The sequence below is a fragment of the Actinoallomurus sp. NPDC050550 genome, assembly GCF_040655075.1.
GTDB lineage: Bacteria > Actinomycetota > Actinomycetes > Streptosporangiales > Streptosporangiaceae > Actinoallomurus.
Genome location: NZ_JBFAJC010000006.1, coordinates 225,459 through 241,782, shown reverse-complemented (window position 1 = coordinate 241,782; position 16,324 = coordinate 225,459). Strand labels below are relative to the sequence as shown.

Annotated in this window: 15 protein-coding genes; 7 read left to right on the top strand and 8 right to left on the bottom strand. The window is 70.4% G+C overall.

Annotated features, from left to right (window positions below):
• Together AB0I04_RS11495 and AB0I04_RS11490 are read right to left on the bottom strand one after the other, a co-directional pair.
• Window positions 1-651: a response regulator transcription factor gene (locus AB0I04_RS11495; RefSeq protein ID WP_360882237.1), complete on the bottom strand. Its 651-nt coding sequence runs from the start codon at window positions 649-651 to the stop codon at window positions 1-3.
• Window positions 648-1,808, bottom strand: coding sequence for a histidine kinase (locus tag AB0I04_RS11490; protein WP_360882235.1), 1,161 nt, complete (start codon window positions 1,806-1,808; stop codon window positions 648-650). The genes AB0I04_RS11495 and AB0I04_RS11490 overlap by 4 nt, the downstream gene beginning before the upstream one ends.
• A gap of 171 nt (window positions 1,809-1,979) precedes the next feature.
• Between AB0I04_RS11490 and AB0I04_RS11485 the strand changes: the two genes are divergently transcribed.
• From AB0I04_RS11485 to AB0I04_RS11475, 3 genes are read left to right on the top strand one after another with little or no spacing between them, the layout of a single operon-like run.
• Window positions 1,980-2,171 carry a hypothetical protein gene (locus AB0I04_RS11485; RefSeq protein WP_360882233.1) on the top strand — a complete coding sequence of 64 codons (192 nt, stop codon included), beginning with the start codon at window positions 1,980-1,982 and terminating at the stop codon, window positions 2,169-2,171.
• A 50-nt stretch (window positions 2,172-2,221) separates the two neighbouring features.
• The gene (locus AB0I04_RS11480; protein WP_360882231.1) at window positions 2,222-2,917 is read left to right on the top strand and encodes an ABC transporter ATP-binding protein; all 696 of its coding nucleotides are present in this window, start codon (window positions 2,222-2,224) and stop codon (window positions 2,915-2,917) included.
• The gene (locus AB0I04_RS11475; protein ID WP_360882229.1) at window positions 2,914-5,241 is read left to right on the top strand and encodes an FtsX-like permease family protein; all 2,328 of its coding nucleotides are present in this window, start codon (window positions 2,914-2,916) and stop codon (window positions 5,239-5,241) included. The genes AB0I04_RS11480 and AB0I04_RS11475 overlap by 4 nt, the downstream gene beginning before the upstream one ends.
• A 252-nt stretch (window positions 5,242-5,493) precedes the next feature.
• Here AB0I04_RS11475 and AB0I04_RS11470 read toward each other — a convergent pair whose 3' ends face one another.
• Entirely contained in the window at window positions 5,494-6,033 is a 540-nt protein-coding gene (locus tag AB0I04_RS11470; RefSeq protein ID WP_360882227.1) for a hypothetical protein, read from the bottom strand.
• A gap of 113 nt (window positions 6,034-6,146) precedes the next feature.
• Here AB0I04_RS11470 and AB0I04_RS11465 point away from each other — a divergent pair, with 113 nt between their 5' ends.
• On the top strand, window positions 6,147-6,767 hold the full coding sequence (locus AB0I04_RS11465) for a MerR family transcriptional regulator (RefSeq protein WP_360882225.1): 621 nt from the start codon (window positions 6,147-6,149) through the stop codon (window positions 6,765-6,767).
• 319 nt (window positions 6,768-7,086) lie between these two features.
• Here the strand turns inward: AB0I04_RS11465 and AB0I04_RS11460 are convergent, their stop codons facing one another.
• Entirely contained in the window at window positions 7,087-7,821 is a 735-nt protein-coding gene (locus AB0I04_RS11460; RefSeq protein WP_360882223.1) for an alpha/beta hydrolase, read from the bottom strand.
• Window positions 7,822-8,265: 444 nt separating this feature from the next.
• Complete coding sequence (gene dnaB, locus AB0I04_RS11455) at window positions 8,266-9,618, bottom strand: replicative DNA helicase (protein ID WP_360882221.1); 1,353 nt, start codon at window positions 9,616-9,618, stop codon at window positions 8,266-8,268.
• 325 nt (window positions 9,619-9,943) lie between these two features.
• Between dnaB and AB0I04_RS11450 the strand changes: the two genes are divergently transcribed.
• Window positions 9,944-11,260, top strand: coding sequence for an MATE family efflux transporter (locus AB0I04_RS11450; RefSeq protein WP_360882219.1), 1,317 nt, complete (start codon window positions 9,944-9,946; stop codon window positions 11,258-11,260).
• Here AB0I04_RS11450 and AB0I04_RS11445 read toward each other — a convergent pair.
• Window positions 11,156-11,872: a TetR/AcrR family transcriptional regulator C-terminal domain-containing protein gene (locus tag AB0I04_RS11445; protein ID WP_360882217.1), complete on the bottom strand. Its 717-nt coding sequence runs from the start codon at window positions 11,870-11,872 to the stop codon at window positions 11,156-11,158. The genes AB0I04_RS11450 and AB0I04_RS11445 overlap by 105 nt on opposite strands.
• Before the next feature lie 83 nt (window positions 11,873-11,955).
• On the opposite strand from AB0I04_RS11445, the gene AB0I04_RS11440 reads away from it, so the two are divergent.
• Entirely contained in the window at window positions 11,956-13,455 is a 1,500-nt protein-coding gene (locus AB0I04_RS11440) for an FAD-dependent monooxygenase (RefSeq protein WP_360882215.1), read from the top strand.
• Here the strand turns inward: AB0I04_RS11440 and AB0I04_RS11435 are convergent.
• Window positions 13,452-14,096, bottom strand: coding sequence for a TetR/AcrR family transcriptional regulator C-terminal domain-containing protein (locus tag AB0I04_RS11435; protein ID WP_360882213.1), 645 nt, complete (start codon window positions 14,094-14,096; stop codon window positions 13,452-13,454). The two genes, AB0I04_RS11440 and AB0I04_RS11435, sit on opposite strands and share 4 nt — an antisense overlap.
• A complete protein-coding gene (locus AB0I04_RS11430) occupies window positions 14,093-14,980 on the bottom strand; it encodes an alpha/beta hydrolase (protein ID WP_360882211.1) in 888 nt (295 codons plus the stop codon). Before AB0I04_RS11430 ends, AB0I04_RS11435 begins: the two co-directional genes overlap by 4 nt.
• Before the next feature lie 133 nt (window positions 14,981-15,113).
• Between AB0I04_RS11430 and AB0I04_RS11425 the strand changes: the two genes are divergently transcribed.
• Window positions 15,114-16,298, top strand: a complete 1,185-nt coding sequence (locus AB0I04_RS11425) for an FAD-dependent monooxygenase (RefSeq protein ID WP_360882209.1) — start codon at window positions 15,114-15,116, stop codon at window positions 16,296-16,298.
• The last annotated feature ends 26 nt before the right edge of the window (window positions 16,299-16,324 follow it).

The window sequence follows — 16,324 nt, the reverse complement described above, 5'->3', positions numbered from 1 at the left end:
CTATTGGTCCATGATTCGGTTTTCCCACCACCAAGCGGCGATTTCTACGCGGTTGCGGACGTCGAGTTTGTTCTGGATCCGGGTGATATGGGTCTTCACCGTGCTGAGCGAGATGAACAGTTCGGCGGCGATTTCCTGGTTGGTGCGTCCCTTGGCGACGCGGCGGGCGATGTCGAGTTCTCGTTCCGAGAGCCGGTTCCCGGCTCCGGCGTCCGGGTGCCGGGTGGATGCGAGCCGACGGAGGAGGCGGACGGTGACTGACGGGGAGATCAGGGCGTCGCCGACGCCGGCGGCGCGGGCGGCTTCGATGAGGAGTGCGGGTCCGGCGTCTTTGAGCAGGAAGCCCACCGCGCCGGCACGCAGCGCGCCGTAGACGTACTCGTCGGTGTCGAAGGTGGTAACGATCACGACGCGGAGCGGGTCGGCGACGCCTGGGCCGGCCAGCGCGCGGGTGACCTCGATGCCATCCAGACCTGGCATGCGGATGTCGACGAGGCATACGTCCGGGCGGAGTTCCTGGGCGAGGGCCACGGCCTGGATGCCGTCTGCGGCCTCTGCGGCCACGGTGATGCCGGGCTGGCTTTCGAGGATCAGCCGGAAGCCGCTGCGGACCATGGCCTGATCGTCGGCCAGCAGAACCCGTAGGGTCACGGCCGACCCGGCGCGGGGAGGGGCAGGCTGGCCTGGACCGCCCAGCCCGCTTCGGGCAGCGGCCCCGCGCGAAGCCTGCCGCCGAGCGCCTCGACGCGCTCTCGCATCCCGACGAGCCCGTAGCCGCCTCCTGGGCGGGAGTGTCGGGAGGCTGTGGTGGGGGCGTTGTCGGTCACCTCGACACTGACCTGCTGGGGGTCGTGCGTGACGGTGACGGTGACTGAGCGGGCGCCGGAAGCGTGGCGGGCGATGTTGGTCAGCGCTTCCTGCACGACCCGGTAGATGGTGCTGGCCACCTCAGGCGGCCAGGCGGAGGTTGGTATGCCCGGGGGGAGCCGTAGATCGACGGCTGGGCCGTGTTCGGCGAATCGCTCCACGAGCTTGCTGATCGGTTCGGGCGTCGGCGCGACACTGCTCATGTCGTCCGGATCGCGCAGCAGCCCGACAAGCTGCCGGATCGCGGTCAACGTGTCGGTGCCGGCGGTCTCGATGTTGCCCAGCGCGGACCGTAGCGTCTCAGCGTGGTCGTTTCCGGCGAACCGGGCAGCCTGGGCCTGGACGACCATGCCGGTGACGTGGTGGGCGACCACGTCGTGCAGTTCCCTGGCCAGCTCAAGGCGCTCCACGTGCCGTACGGTCGCCAGCGTCTCATGGTGGAGGAAGTCGAGATAGCGGAGATAGAGGCCGACGGCCAGCGCGGCAGACCACAGGGTGGCTCCGGCCAGCGCCCAATAGACCCGGTTGTCGAACAAGCCGTGGGGCCCGGCGGTCTCACTTACCCCGATCACGAGCGTGCCGGCAACGCCGACGATGGCGGCGCGGCGCGGCGGCAGCGTTCGGACGGCCGCGGCGCCGAGTACGAGCAGGCCGACGAGCCCGCCGCCGAACAGCGGTCCCGGAGGGATGGCCCCCCGCGCGACCGCGAGTCCGGCTGCGGCGAACAGGGAAAGACCGGTCACCGCCGCCAGTGTCCGGTTCCGTCCGCGTAGCAGGGCGGTCGCGCAGATCACGATGCCGACACCGAGACTGAACGGCCAATCCTCGCTGGCTTTGGCGATCAGCAGTGCGTTGAGGGCGATCACCATGGCCATTGCCACGCCCAGCGCTACTTCGGCGCCTGTCCCGGCCCGCCGGACCAGGGGCTTGAGCACGTCCATGCCGCCAGGTTACGGCCGCACGCCACCGCGGCCATGTCGGTCGAAAGTACGAATCCGGGCCGCGCAGGAAGCAGACTTCCAGCCGATACCGTGACGGGCCCCGCATGGCCAAAGTGGGCACGTGCTCGCAGTTGACGGCCATTCAGCCGGGCGCTCACACCTGTTCGTCCGGTGCCTCACACAGGCAGCCGGGCATCCGCCGCCCGACTGCCGGCGGTCACCGTCGTGCCAGGCGATCCGCTGACGAGCCACCGGCTCATCGCGACCGGACCACCCGAACCCGGCGCGGTACGGGCCGACCCCGCCATCGAAGACGGCTACGTCGCCCAGATCCGCGTCCGCCATCCAGAGAGGAACCCATGAGACAACAGAGCGTGCCTGCCACCGGCACAGAGTTGATCCGGTTGGACGGCGTGACCAAACGGTACGACAACGCGGTGGCGCCGGCGGTCGCGGACGTCGACTTGGCGGTGCATGCCGGCGAAGCGGTCGCGATCATGGGGCCGTCCGGGAGCGGAAAGTCGACGCTGCTCAACCTGATAGCGGCGATGGACCGGCCGACCACCGGCACGGTGCAGGTCGGCCGGGACCGCGTGGACAAGATGAACGAGACCGCCGCCGCCAGGTACCGGCGGCGCCAGGTCGGCATGATCTTTCAGTTCTTCAACCTGCTCGACGACATGACCGTCATGGACAACATCCTGCTGCCCGCCCAGCTCGCCGGGGGCCGGTCGGACGCCGCGCGGCAGCGGGCCGACCAACTGCTGGACCGGCTCCGGCTGAACCACCGCCGCGACGCCTACCCGGCGCGGCTGTCCGGCGGTGAGCGGCAGCGTGTGGCGATCGCGCGGGCCCTGATCAACCGGCCCGCGCTGCTGCTCGCCGACGAGCCGACCGGTGCGGTGGACACCAGGGCCGGAGAGGAGATCGGCGAACTGCTGCTGGATCTGAACTCGACCGGGCAGACGCTGATCCTGGTCACCCACAACCCAGAGCTGGCCGCCAGGTACGCGAGCCGGGTGATCTCTGTCGCCGACGGCCGGATCACGTCGGACTCGGCCGACCCGGCAGGTCCCGTGGGCGCGCCCGGCGTGGGGGTCCAGCGATGACCGCGGTCCTCCGCACGGCCCTCAGTGGCCTGCGCGGACGCCGCCTGCAGGCACTGATCATCGGTGTCGTCATGCTGTCGGCCACCGCGACCTCGACGGTCGCGCTGGGCCTGCTCGCCAACGCGCACGGCGCGTTCGACCGCGCGTTCGCAAAACAGAACGGCGCCCACATCACCGTCACCGTGAACACCTCCGTCGCCGATTCCGGCCGGCTTGCCGCGACGTCCCGGCTCTCGGGTGTGACGGCTGCGTCCGGCCCGTTCGGCGAGGTCGAGGTGAACGCGCGGGTCACGGTTCCCGGAGTACCCGGCTCGTCGACGACGCCGCTCCGGATCGTCGGCCGGTCCGCCCCGAGCGGCCCGGTGGACGACATCACGCTGCTCGACGGCCACTGGCCGGACGGCGACGGGCAGATCGTCGTCGACCGAGGCAACGGGGTGTTCACCGGGTCGACTCTCACCATCGGCGCACAGACGCTGACCGTGGTCGGTACCGCGAACTCGATCACCCACACCGCCGCCGGCTGGGTGACGCCGTCCCAGATCGCCTCGCTCCGGAGCGTGGGGGGAACCGGGGAGGCTCAGCTGCTCTACCGGTTCACCCGCGCGGAGTCGCAGTCCGCGGTCGCCGCCGACATCACCTCGGTACGGTCGGCGCTGCCGAGCGGCGCGGTGCTCGGCAGCACGTCCTATCTGGACGTTCGGCAGGCGGAACAGGCCGGGATTCAGCCGTGGGTGCCGTTCATCATCGCGTTCGGCGTGATCGCGCTGGTGATCTCGGTGCTGATCGTGGTGAACGTGGTGGCCGGCGCGGTGATCGCCGGAACCACCCGCATCGGCGTGCTCAAGGCGATCGGCTTCAGCCCGGTTCAGGTGGTCGCCTCGTACGCGCTGCTGGTGCTGGTTCCGGCGATGGTCGGCTGCGCCATCGGGGTCGTGGTCGGGAACCTGCTGGCGATACCCATGCTCGAGGTGAACGCGCACGTCTATCAGGTGGGGACGCTGAGCGTCCCGCTGTGGGTCGACGTCCTGGTTCCGCTGGCGGCACTCGCCCTGACCGCGGTCGGCGGGGTCCTTCCCGCGCTGCGGGCGGGCCGGATGAGCGCCATCCAGGCGATCGCCACCGGCCGTGCCCCCCGGCCGGTCCGCGGCTTCTTCGCGCACCGGGCCGCGGCGCGGCTGCGGTCACTCCCCCGGTCGATCACGCTCGGCCTGGCCGCACCGGCCGCCCGGCCCGCGCGGACGGTGACGACCTGGGTGGTCATCGTGTTCGGCGCCGCGGCTGTGACGTTCGGCATCGGGCTGGGGTCGACGCTGATCCGGGTCGGCGACGACTCGCCCTACTCGCGCATGCCGGTGCAGGTGTCGGGCCGCGCAGGCGGCCAGGCCCCCTCCCTGAGCGACGGGCAGCAGCACGCCGTCGAGACGGCGCTGAAAGCACAGGCCGGAACGCGGTACTACATGACCGAGACCGACGACAGGTTCAGCGTGCCCGGCGCGGCGCAGAAGGCGGCCGCCATCGCCTACGGCGGCACCCCGTCCTTGAGCGGGATTCCGCTGATCTCCGGCCGCTGGTACTCCACCTCCTCGGGAGCCGCGGAGGTGGACGTGAACACACTGTTCCTCACCGACACCGGCACCTCGGTCGGGTCGACGTACACACTGATCTCCGGCCGGCACCGGCTGACGGTCCAGATCGTGGGCGAGGTGTTCAAGACCGGCAGTCGGCCCGAGCTGTACCTGAGCCCGGCCACGCTCTCCCGTTTCGACCCGGGTGCGCAGCCGCAGTACTTCGACGTGGCCCTCCGGCCCGGCACCAGCGCGCAGGCGTACGCCAACAACGTGTCGGCGGCGCTCGGCCACTCCTACCGCGCCGCCTCTTCCCAGGCTTCGACCACGCAGTTCCTCGCCGTGCTCACCTTGATCACGATGCTGACGATCCTGATCACCGTGGTCGCCGGCCTCGGCGTACTGAACACCGTGGCGCTGCAGATCCGCGAGCGAGCTCACGACATCGGCGTGTACAAGGCGATCGGCATGACGCCGCGGCAGACCCTCGTCATGGTGGTGTGCTCCGTCTCCAGCGTCGGCCTGGTCGCCGGAATCGTCGGAGTCCCCGCCGGAGTCCTCCTGCACCATGCCGTGGTGCCGGTGATGGCGCACGCCGCGAGCTCCGGGTACCCACCGTCACTGATCTCGGTCTACGCACCGTGGGAACTTACCCTTCTCGCGCTGGCCGGCCTGATCATCGCGGTCACCGGAGCGCTCGGCCCGGCCGGCTGGGCAGCACGGGCCCGAACCGCATCCGCCCTCCGCGCCGAGTAGGGCAGCCGGTGCGCGTTCCCCGCACCCCTGCCGGGCCGGCCGGTCGAACGGCACGCGTACTCGGCCTCCGCCACCATCGCGGTGGGATCGATGCCACCGGATTCTTTCAAAAGCGAGCCATTCGCCATATTCAGCGGCCCGCTGAGGTAACGGCGGGAGCGGACCTCACCCGTGTTCGGGGCGGACATGGCCCGGCCGGGTGGGGGGTCGGCCGCGACACCGACCTTGGCAGCGTGGACGCCTTGCGCCTGGTCATGGCGTTGGCCGATGCTCCATACTCCGGGCTGGCCCTCGTGCAGGACCAATGGCGCTCAACGGGGACGGTGCTGCGGTCTGCCCGCCTGGGGCGTTTCTGCGGTAGCTGACGGCGACTGTGGAGGTCGCGGCCAGGAAGAGGAGTTGCATCAGCGTCCTGGGCAGCAGCGCGTCCTCGGGGGCGGTGGTGATGTGTTCGACGGCCGCGTAGACGTTGGCCGGGAACAGTGCGACCAGCAGCAAGGTCAGGCAGGCGGCCGCGAGCGGCGCGGTGCGCCGGACCAGCAGCCCGGCCGCGCCCGCCAGCTCGAGGACGCCGGAGAGGCTGACGAGCAGGTCTGGCCTGGGCAACGCCGAGGGGACCATACGGATCAGCTCCGCGCGCATCCCGACGAAGTGCGCCGTGCCGGTCAGGACGAACATGGCGGCCAGGCCCGCGCGCAGAGCCACAGGCCAGGGGCGCAGACGCCGCGCGCCTGCCATTCCCGCGACTCGGACGGCGAGGGTGACGGTGATGAGGACGATGAGGGGTGCCATGTCGGGTTCCTCCCGCGAGGCCCGGGTCGACGGTCTCCCGAGCGACACTTAGATTGGATACCTACACTCCCCAATATTAGGGAGTGGAACTCTCTAATTTCAAGAGGTGCCGAGTGAGGATCTCCGAGCTGAGCAAAAGCGCCGGCGTTCCGGTGGATACGGTCAAGTACTACCTGCGCATGAGGTTGCTGCCGGAGGGCAGGCGGACCTCGGCGACCCAGGCGCAGTACGAACAGAGCCACCTCGACAGGCTCCGCCTCATCCGCGCGCTGACCGGCGCCGGGGGCCTGAGCCTGGCGACCACCCGGAGCATCCTTGAGGTGCTCGACCGGCGAGATCGGCCTACCTCGACTCACCAGCTCCTCGAACAGGTCGACCAGTTGCTCGCCCCACTCGGCGAGGAGCCTGAGGACACCACGCGGGCTGAAGCGGTCATCGCCGACATGGGCTGGGACCTGAAAATCACCGAGCCGGGGCCGACCAGCCGGCTGGCGCAGGCGCTGGCGGCGATCGACGCGGCGGACTTCCCGCTGGACCACCAGGCGGTACTGGACTACGCGCACGTGATGCAGGCCCTGGCCGACGAGGAGGTCGCCAGCGTCCCCGACGACGCGGACGCCGCCCTCGTCCGCTACATCGTCCTGGGCACGATCCTCATCGAACCGCTCCTGCTCGCCCTGCGCAGGCTCGCCCTGATCAACGCCTCCGCCCGCCGTTACAGCGCCGACACCTAGCCGGTAGGGAGCCGGTCGTCATCGCGATCCGACGCGTGCGCGGGAGGGAACCCCGGCATCAGGCTCTCCCGAGAGCATCCGGATAAGCGGCCCTTACCGGTTCGCCCGCAGCATGGGCCAGCTGATGGAGGCGGTGGTGGCCGGGCGCCGCCCCGACCGGCCGGTACCGCCGACGGCCGGTACCGCCGCGATCGGGGCGGTTGTGCATCTGCCGGCCACCGCCATCGAGGAGGGCCGGGGCCTGTCCTCGATGAGCGGCGTTCTGGCCGGCGCCGCCTACCGCCTGCTGCCGGCCTGGCGGCGGGGCCCCGGCCCGCGGCTAGCGCAGATGCCGGGCGAAGAACCCGGCCGCGTCCTCCCCTGCGAACTGCGGGACGCCGGTGTGCCCGCCCATGTTGGCGTGCAGCGTTTTCTCCTTGGAGCCGAAGGCGTCGAACAGGTCCAGGGCCGCCTGCCGGTCGTTCCCTTCGTCATCCCACTGCAGCAGGACATGCAGCGGAATGGTGAGTTGTCGGGCCTCCTCGAACATGGTGCGAGGCACAAAACTCCCGGCGAAGAAGCCGGCGGCCACGATGCGCGGCTCGACCACCGCAAGCCGGATGCCGATGGAGATCACTCCCCCCGAGTACCCGACCGGGCCGCCGATCTCGGGCAGCGACAGGAGGGCGTCCAGGGCGGCCTGCCATTCCGGGACCGCCTTGTCGACGAGCGGGAGGATGAGGGCGTCGATGATCTCGTCGCTGACCGGCTCGCCGGCCTCCATAGCCCGGCGCAGGTCGGCGCGAGCCTGCTCGGCGGCGGCCGAACGGGGCCGGTCACCGCTCCCGGGGAGCTCGATGGTGGCCGCAGCGAAGCCATCCGCCGCAGCGCGCCGGGCCCGCGCCACCAGCCGGGGGTACATCTTGCGCAGTCCGAGCTGGGCGGGGCCGAGCAGGATCAGCGGGACCGGTGCGGATGCGGAGGCAGGCGTCCACAGGATGCCGGGGATCTCGCCGAGGGTGAATTCGCGTTCCAGGACACCGTCATCGAGGCGCTGTTCAGAAGTGAATTGCACGGTCGTGCCTTTCGGGAGTGCTCTTGAACGGCGCTCCCGGACGACCTATCGCCCGACCGTGACCCCAGAGGGGAGCACCCATGTCGATACGTTCATGGGTACCACCTCCTCGTTGTCTCGCACGGCCACCGGGAATGTAGCAGTGGTCGCCGTGGTCCGCCAACGGGTTTTTGCGGAGGCTCCGTGGCCGGATGCCATGATGGCACGGACCGCCCTCCGAGCTCGGCAGATACTGGAGTTCGCGGCGGCCCTGGAATCCCGGCTGTGAGGTGAAGACCACCGCCCCAGTTCACCCTCGGACTTGCGGCGGGCCTGGCTGATCAACCGGGTGCCATTAGCGTCACCCCGAGGCGTCCACCGGCCCAGGCCCGGATTTGCTCATTCAGTGCTCGTGATCACGCGGATTTACTCGCTTATTTCCGGGTCCTACACCAGGTCGGGGCGTCAGTGGGCCATGTCGACGAAGCGGCTGTAGTGCCCCTGGAAGGCGACGGTCACCGTCGCGGTGGGGCCGTTACGGTGCTTAGCCACGATCAGGTCGGCCTCGCCCGCCCGCGGGGACTCCTTCTCGTAGGCGTCCTCGCGGTGCAGCAGGATGACCATGTCCGCATCCTGCTCGATGCTCCCAGATTCACGCAGGTCGGACACCATGGGCTTCTTGTCCGTTCGCTGCTCCGGGCCACGGTTGAGCTGGGAGAGCGCGATGACCGGGACCTCGAGCTCCTTGGCGAGAAGCTTCAGCGACCGGGAGAACTCCGAGACCTCGACCTGGCGGCTCTCCACCCGCTTGCCGGACTGCATCAGCTGCAGGTAGTCGATGATGACCAAGCGCAGGTCGTGCTGCTGCTTGAGCCGCCGGCACTTGGCTCGGATCTCCATCATCGACATGTTGGGCGAGTCGTCGATGAACAGTGGCGCCTCGGCGACCTCGCTCATCCGCCGGGCCAGGCGGGTCCAGTCCTCGTCGTTCATCGAGCCGGACCGCATGGCGTGCAGCGCGACCCGCGCCTCGGCGGACAGCAGGCGCATGGTGATCTCGTTGCGCCCCATCTCCAGGGAGAAGACAACCGTCGCCAATTGATGCTTAATCGCCGCAGCTCGGGCCAAATCGAGAGCAAGGGTGCTTTTGCCGATGGCGGGCCGGGCGGCGATGATGATCATTTGGCCGGAGTGGAGGCCGTTGGTCAGGGCGTCCAGGTCGGTGAAGCCGGTGGGGACGCCGACCATCTGGCCGCCGCGGCTGCCGATCGCCTCGATCTCGTCGAGGGCCCCGGGCATGATGTCGCTGAGCGGTGCGTAGTCCTCGCCGGACCGTTTGTCGGCGATGGCGTAGACCTCGGCCTGCGCACGATCGAGAAGGGCGTCGGCGTCGGCGCCGTCGGTGCTGTATCCGAGCTGGGCGATGCGGGTGCCGACCTCGACGAGCCGCCGCAGGACGGCCTTCTCCTGGACGATCTTGGCGTAGTAGCCGGCATTGGCCGCCGTGGGCACCGAGGCGACGAGCGTGTGGAGGTAGGGGGCGTCGCCGATGCGGCTGAGCTCACCGCGTTTGAGCAGCTCGTCCTTGACCGTGATGGCGTCGACCGGGTCGCCCCGGCCGTACAGGTCGAGAACCCGCTCGAAGACGGTCTGGTGGGCGGGCCGGTAGAAGTCGCGGCTCTGCACCATCTCGATGACCTCGGCGATGGCCGTCTGGGACAGCAGCATGCTGCCCAGGACGCACTGCTCCGCGGCGACATCGTGCGGCGGCGTGCGCTCGAACTCCTGCTCGTGTGACGGCATCTCGGTGACGCTCATTCCGGCACCCCCAACCGCCTCAGTCGCTCACGTGTTCCACGTCTACCCCCCGGGTCTGACAGTCTGCGGCCCGTACGGGAGGGATGGCAAAACGATCTGTGGAGGGTGTTGTGGACTGCCTGTGCATACACGCCGATCCAGCTGTGCACATCACCTGTGGATAACTTGTGGATGATCAGATCGCCCTACCGAAAAGCGGTTCTGAGCTGGGAATACTCCGTCCACCACCTGTGGGCGGGAGAAAGTTTTGGCGGCGGTCATCCACAGGGTCACCCACAGGACAAAGTAAGTGTCAACTAACATTTGTCGGTTACAGTGGCACATCATGATGTTCCGGCACCCCCACGACCGGGAGATTCTCCGTCTCGCGGTTCCGGCCTTCGGCGCGCTCGTCGCCGAGCCGCTGTTCCTCCTCACCGACTCGGCGATCGTCGGCCGCCTCGGCACCGGCTCCCTCGGCGCACTCGGGGTGGCCGGGCAGATCCTCGGCACGCTGGTCAACCTGTGCGTGTTCCTCGCGTACGGGACCACCGCCTCCGTCTCCCGCCAGATCGGCGCCGGGAACCACCGGGCCGCCGTACGTCAGGGCATCGACGGCCTCTGGCTCGCCGTCCTCATCGGGGTCGCGCTCATCGTCGCCGGGCGGCCGCTCGTCCCGGCGGTGGTCCGCGCGTTCGGTGCGTCGACGGTGATCACGCCGCAGGCGGAGACGTACGTCAACGTCAGCCTGCTCGGGGTGCCGGCGATGCTGATCGTGCTGGCCGGGACCGGGGTGCTGCGCGGCATGCAGGACACCAGGACGCCGCTGTTCGTGTCGGTGGGGATGTTCGCCGTCAACGCCGGGCTCAACGCCCTGTTCGTCCTGGGGCTGGGGTGGGGGATCGCGGGATCGGCCTGGGGCACCGTGCTGGCCCAGACCGGTGGAGCCGCCGCGTACGTCGTCATGGTCGTGCGCGGCGCGCGGACGTACGGCGCGCCGCTGCGTCCGGACCTGCGCGGTCTGCGGGCGTCCGCGACGGCCGGTGTGGGCCTGCTGATCCGGACGCTCAGCCTGCGCGTCGTCCTCGTCATCGCGACGATGGTCGCCGCACGCCTCGGCGACCCGCAGATCGCCGCCCACCAGATCGCGGCGAACATCTGGACGCTCATGGCGTTCGCGCTGGACGCGATCGCGATCGCCGGGCAGGCGATCACCGGCCGCCAGCTCGGTGCGGGCGACGTGGCGGGCGCCCGCGCCGCGACCCGCCGGATGGTCGAGTGGGGCGTGGCCTGCGGGGTGGTGTTCGCGCTCGCGCTGTTCGCCGTACGCCCCTGGCTGCCGGACGCGTTCACCGGGGACACGGTCGTACGGTCGCAGCTCCTGGGCGCGCTGGTCATCGTCGCGCTGCTGCAGCCGATCGCCGGAGTGGTCTTCGTACTCGACGGCGTACTGATCGGCGCCGGGGACATGGCGTACCTCGCGGTGGCCAGCGTGATCCAGACGGCGGCGTTCCTGCCGGTGGCGTGGCTCGCGTACGCGCTGGGCGGCGGCCTGGTGTCACTGTGGCTGGCGATGGGCGTCTGGATGACCGCCCGGCTGGTCACCCTGGGCCTGCGGGCCCGGAGCGACGCGTGGCTCGTCGCGGGGGCCGTCCGCGGCTGAGCCGTTACGCGCCGCAACCTGCGCGCGCATGCCGTCCAGCATTCGTTGCAGGCCGTACTCGAACAGCGTGTCGCCGTCCAGGGCGGCAGGTCCGGCAGCGGTGATGATCGGGAACCGTTCGGGGTCGAACTCGCCGGGAGTGCCGCTCTGGCGCTCGGCGTCATTCTGCTCGTCCAGCACGAACCCGACGACGTAGTGACCGAGGACGATCACGGCGCGTAGGGCGTCCTCGGGACTGAACCCGGCGTCGACCAGGAACGCCAGCACGCGCTCGATGTGCGGCCAGGACTCGGGTACCGGCCGGTTCCCGGCGGCGAGCCGTGCGCCGTCGCGGTGCGCGAGAAGGCCGCGGCGCTGCACCCGCATGCCCTCGGCGAGCCATTCGTCCCACGGCCGACCAGGCTCCGGGGGGCGGATGGCGATCCCGGCCTCATCCCTCGCGAAGACGGTCAGGTGGTCGAGGAGGTCCTGCTTGTTCGCGAAGTGCCAGTAGAGCGCGGGCGCCTGGACACCGAGCTCCTTGGCCAGCCGCCGCAGCGACAGGCCGTCCAGGCCGACCTCGTCGAGCAGTCGCAGAGCGGTGCGGAGCACCGTCTCGCGTTCCAGCGCCATGAACGTCCTCCTCCGTTGACAACTTAACACCGTTTGAGTAACCCTTAACATCGTTAAGGATTTAACGCTGTTAAGGAGTGATGATGTCGTACGACGTGGTGATCGTCGGCGCCGGGCCCATCGGCCTCTTCCTCGCCTGCGAACTCAGGCTCCAGGGGGTGCGCGCCGTCGTCCTGGAGCGGCGCACCGAGACCGACCCGACCCTCAAGGCCGGCTCCGTCGGCGGCCGGGGCGCCGACACCCTCATCCGCCGGGGCGTCGTGGAGCTGCTGGGCGACCTGCCCTCGATCGCCGACATGATGGGCGGCCGCAGGCCCGGCGCCGACAGCCTGCAGGCGAAGACCGCCGCGGCGGGACCGCCCGTCAAGGGGCACTTCGCCGGGATGTGGATCCTGCGCGGCGGCACCACCCCGGCCGGAGCGCCGATCATCGCCGGTCAGCAGGTGATCGAGGCCGCCCTCGAGAAACGCGCGATCGAGCTGGGCGCCGACGTCCGGCGCGGCCACGCCCTCACCGGCATCGACCAGGACGACACCGGCGTCACGATCGCCGTCGAGGGACCCGAGGAGCCGTACGAGCTCCGCGCGGGATGGCTCGTCGGCTGCGACGGAGGGCGCAGCGCGGTCCGCAAGCTCACCGGATTCGCCTTCCCCGGCGACGATGGAGTGATCACCGGTCATCAGGCGCTCGTCGAGGTCGACGACCCGGACTTCTTCCCGCTCGGCTGGCACCGGACCGAGCACGGGCTGCTGGTCCGGGGGCCGATGCCCCAGCGGGTTCTGGCCGTGGAGTTCGACGGGCCGCCCGTCGACCGCTCCGCGCCGGTCACCCGCGAAGAGCTGCAGGCGTCTCTCCGGCGGCTGTCAGGCACCGGCGTCACCGTCACCGCCGTGCACAGCGCCACCCGGTTCACCGACAACACGCGGCAGGCCGAGACGTACCGCACCGGCCGGGTGCTGCTGGCCGGTGACGCCGCCCACGTGCATCCGCCGTTCGGCGGGCAGGGACTCGCGCTCGGCCTCGGGGACGCCGTCAACCTCGGCTGGAAGCTCGCCGCCCAGGTGTCCGGCCAGGCCCCGGACGGGCTGCTCGACACCTACACGACCGAACGGCGGCCGGCCGCGGCGCGCGTCCTGCACAACACGCGCGCACAGGTGGCGCTGCTGGCCCCCGGCCCGCGGGTCGACGCGCTGCGCGACATCTTCATCGCCCTGGCCTCGACCGACGAGGCGAACCGCCTGCTCACCGATCTCATGGCCGATCTCGACCTCCGCTACGAGGTGGACGTCGACCATCCGCTCGCCGGCCGCTACTGCCCGGACCTGCCCCTGACCGTCGCCGGTGCCGTGACGAGCGTGGCGGACCTGTCGCGGAGCGGCCGGCCGCTACTGCTCGACCTCGACGACCGAGCCGACGTACGAGACGCGGCAGGGCCGTGGGCCGACCGGATCGAGATCGTGACGGCGCGGACAGAGGAGCCCCCGGCTCCCGCCGTGCTCGTACGGCCGGACGGGTACGTCGCCTGGGCAGGTGAGGACACCGACGGCCTGCGGCGCGCGTGCGCACGCTGGTTCGGTGCCTAGGGGGCGAAGCCGGTCAGCATCGCGGTGAGGCCGAGGTCGAAGTGGTCGTCGGGTTCGGTGGCGTCGGCCGCCTCGGCCAGGGCGTTGTAGTCGGGTGCGTTCGGGGCGGGTCTCCTGCTCCGGGCACCGGCACCCAGACGCAGTACGGCGACGCTGAGGGCGTGCCCGACGGTGTACTCCCGCAGGCAGCGGACGATCCGGAGGGCGGCGTCCGGCGCGAAGCCCGCGTCCCCGAGCCGGTTGATCATTGCGACGCCCGTGTCGATCGACGCGGGCGAGCGGACCGGTCGGGTGGCGAAGATCGTGACGGCGTGGGGATGCCGCAGAAGAGCGTCCCGGAGACGGTGGCAGTACCGCGAGGCCAGCTCTTGCCAGGTGCCGTTCCAGGGCAGGGAGGCGGCGTCCAGCTCGTCGAAGATCGCCTCCGCGATGCCGTCGAAGAGCGCCTCCTGGTCCGTGAAGTGACGGTAGACGGCCATCGGGTCGGCGCCGAGCGCGGCGCCGAGCTTGCGCATGGAGAACTTCGCGAGGCCGTCGGCGTCGATGAGGGCCAGTGCGGCGGAGACGATGTGGTCGCGGTTGAGGCGCACCCGGGCAGGCCTGGACGGCGATGTCTCGTCGGTGCGGCCCTTGGGCGTCATGAGCGGTAGCGGTCCAGGATCGTGATGAGCCGGGTCGTGAATGCCTCCGGAGCCTGCTGGTAGACCGTGTGGCCGCCGGGGAACGTCTCGCAGGATACGCCGAGCCGCTCGGCGAGCACGAGCGCGGGCCGATGGTAGGGACGGCCGGTGCTGTGCTCGCCGACGGCCGCGCACCAGCGGACACCGGCCGCGCGTAGGGCGTCGAGGTCGGGCCGGTAGCGGAAGCAGACGGCGGGCAGTTCGCGCTCGATGAGGAGATCGGCGTTGCCCAGCATGCGCGTCATGGTCGACGGCTCGCGCCGGGTGATGCCGCGCAGCACCGACCCGACGGCCAGCCCACAGCGGGTGGCGGCGGCGATCATCGCCTGCCCGAACGCGGACCGGAAGATCCTCGGCGGATCGTCCATCGTCATCGCGCCGAACGCCGCGTACGCCCGCATGGTGCCCTTCTCTCGTCCCAGCCGGGTGATGTCCTCCATGGCCCCCCGCTCGGCGCTGTCGGCGGGCATTATCTGGACGAGCGGGGGCTCGTGCGCGATGACCCCCAGGAGCCGGTCGGCGTGCCGGCTCAGCAGCTCCAGAGCGATGACCGCCCCACTACTGGTGCCGAACACGAACGCGCGGTCGATCCGGTGATGGTCCAGGATCGCGACGACGTCTTCGGCCTGGTCGGACACGTCGACCGGGCCGTCGGGCTCGGTCATGCGGCTGCGCGAGTTCCCACGCCGATCGAACGTGATGACCGTGAACCGTCCGGACAGCAGTGGGACGACCTCCTCGTACACGCCTGCGTCGCCACCGCCGCCCGGGATCAGGACCAAGGCCGGCCCCTGACCGGATCGCTCGACGTGCAGGACCGCTCCCTTGCTCTGAATCAGCTCCATATCTACATCGTAGACTACACCGTAGACATAGGTGATGGGGCTTATAGGGACGCTGGTGATAGTTGACCAGATTTCAAAATTGGTCATACAGTCATGACAACGCCGAGTGAACCCCCAACGACAGGAGCGCGTCATGAACACGAACCCCACGGTGCTGATCTCCGGAGCCGGCGTCGGCGGGCCGACACTGGCCTACTGGCTGGCCGAGCGCGGCTTTCGTCCCACCGTCGTCGAGCGGGCGGCGGGCCTGCGTTCCAGCGGAAACCCGGTGGACGTCCGGGGCCCGGCCGTGGAGGTGGCCGAGCGGATGGGAGTGCTGGGGCGGCTGCACGAGGCGGCCACGGAAGTGAAGGCGATGAGCTTCGTCAACGGCTCCGGGCGTCGGGTCGGCCGGGTCGACATGCGGGCCATACGGCAGGGGGCCGGGAGTCGCGAGGTCGAGGTCACGCGCACCGACCTGGCGAGGATCCTCTACGAGGCGAGCCGGGACACGGCCGAGTTCCTGTTCGACGACACCATCACCTCGCTGCGGCAGGACGACGACGGCGTGGACGTCACCTTCGAGAAGGCCGCGCCTCGCCGGTTCGACCTGGTGATCGGGGCGGACGGGCAGCACTCGATGACGCGTCGCCTGGCCTTCGGGCCCGAGTCGGAGTTCATCCGTCACATCGGTCTGTACGTCGCCACGATGCGGCTGGACGGCCCCGTCGAGAACGGGCGGGAGGTCCTCCTGCACAACACCCCCGGCCGGCTCGTGTCCATCCACCCCGTTCACGGCCGTGCCCTGGCGGCCTTCATCTTCCGCCGCCCCGCGGTGGAGGACTTCGACCACCGCGACCTCGAGCAGCACAAGCGGATCGTTACCGACGCCTATGCCGGTGGCGGCTGGCGCATACCGGATCTGATGGACAGCGTGCGCGCGGCGGACGACCTGTGGCTCGACTCCGTCAGCCAGGTCCGCCTCGACCGCTGGAGCAACGGCCGCGTCGCGCTCCTCGGCGACGCCGCCTCATCGGTGTCGCTGTTCGGCGACGGCTCCACCCTGGCCATGGCGGGCGCGTACACCCTCGCCGAGGAACTGGCCGCCACCCCCGCCGACCCTCAGTCGGCCTTCGCGCGGTACGAGGCCGCGCATCGCACCCTGGTGGATCCGAAGCAGAACAACGTCGCGGCCGCTGCCGCGCTGATGGTCCCCACCACCCGTACCGGCATCATGGCCCGCAACCTGGCGACCCGCCTCTGGCCCGCCGCCGCCACCGTCGGATGGGTGCGCCGCCGCATCGCCCCACGCCGCAGGCTCGCGCCGGCGGCCACCTGATCCCGGTGCTCGCGGGAATGTCGGGG

Bases quoted from the DNA above. Each gene is read 5' to 3' on its own strand.
- AB0I04_RS11430 (WP_360882211.1), bottom strand. From the start codon at position 14,980: ATGGAGCTGATTCAGAGCAAGGGAGCGGTCCTGCACGTCGAGCGATCC.
- AB0I04_RS11470 (WP_360882227.1), bottom strand. From the start codon at position 6,033: ATGGCACCCCTCATCGTCCTCATCACCGTCACCCTCGCCGTCCGAGTC.
- AB0I04_RS11445 (WP_360882217.1), bottom strand. From the start codon at position 11,872: ATGGCGCTGGAACGCGAGACGGTGCTCCGCACCGCTCTGCGACTGCTC.
- AB0I04_RS11450 (WP_360882219.1), top strand. From the start codon at position 9,944: ATGATGTTCCGGCACCCCCACGACCGGGAGATTCTCCGTCTCGCGGTT.
- AB0I04_RS11490 (WP_360882235.1), bottom strand. From the start codon at position 1,808: ATGGACGTGCTCAAGCCCCTGGTCCGGCGGGCCGGGACAGGCGCCGAA.
- AB0I04_RS11435 (WP_360882213.1), bottom strand. From the start codon at position 14,096: ATGACGCCCAAGGGCCGCACCGACGAGACATCGCCGTCCAGGCCTGCC.
- dnaB (WP_360882221.1), bottom strand. From the start codon at position 9,618: ATGAGCGTCACCGAGATGCCGTCACACGAGCAGGAGTTCGAGCGCACG.
- AB0I04_RS11475 (WP_360882229.1), top strand. From the start codon at position 2,914: ATGACCGCGGTCCTCCGCACGGCCCTCAGTGGCCTGCGCGGACGCCGC.
- AB0I04_RS11440 (WP_360882215.1), top strand. From the start codon at position 11,956: ATGTCGTACGACGTGGTGATCGTCGGCGCCGGGCCCATCGGCCTCTTC.
- AB0I04_RS11425 (WP_360882209.1), top strand. From the start codon at position 15,114: ATGAACACGAACCCCACGGTGCTGATCTCCGGAGCCGGCGTCGGCGGG.